A 594-nucleotide genomic window follows, 5' to 3' on the forward strand; every position below is an offset into this window, starting at 1 on the left:
AGAGCACGGCAGTGAGACTGCGGGGGATAAGCTTCGTAGTCGAGAGGGAAACAGCCCAGATCGCCGGCTAAGGCCCCTAAGGGTGTGCTAAGTGGAAAAGGATGTGGGATCGCGAAGACAACCAGGAGGTTGGCTTAGAAGCAGCCATCCTTGAAAGAGTGCGTAATAGCTCACTGGTCGAGTGGTTCTGCGCCGACAATGTAGTGGGGCTCAAGTACACCGCCGAAGCCGCGGCAATCATCTTTTGGTGGTTGGGTAGGGGAGCGTCGCGTGACTGCTGTGAAGCGCTGGGGTAACCCTAGTGTGGAGTGTGCGCGAGTGAGAATGCAGGCATGAGTAGCGAATGAGGAGTGGAAAACTCCTCCGCCGAATGACTAAGGGTTCCTGGGCCAGGTTAATCCTCCCAGGGTGAGTCGGGACCTAAGGCGAGGCCGACAGGCGTAGTCGATGGATAACGGGTTGATATTCCCGTACCCGTGTGTCCGCGCCCATGGTGAATCAGGGATACTAACCCACCTGAACACGCGCCGTTTACTAGCCTTTTAGGTTGGTTGGTGTGTGTGATGCTGGGGACCTGAACTGGTAGTAGCCAAG

At 56.6% G+C, this 594-nt stretch carries 1 rRNA gene; it reads left to right on the forward strand.

From position 1 onward, the window contains the following. Positions 1 to 594 (forward strand): 23S ribosomal RNA (locus tag QP978_RS10775); the annotation flags it as partial.

The sequence above is a fragment of the Corynebacterium sp. MSK035 genome (assembly GCF_030232615.1).
In the GTDB taxonomy this organism is placed as follows: domain Bacteria; phylum Actinomycetota; class Actinomycetes; order Mycobacteriales; family Mycobacteriaceae; genus Corynebacterium; species Corynebacterium jeikeium_D.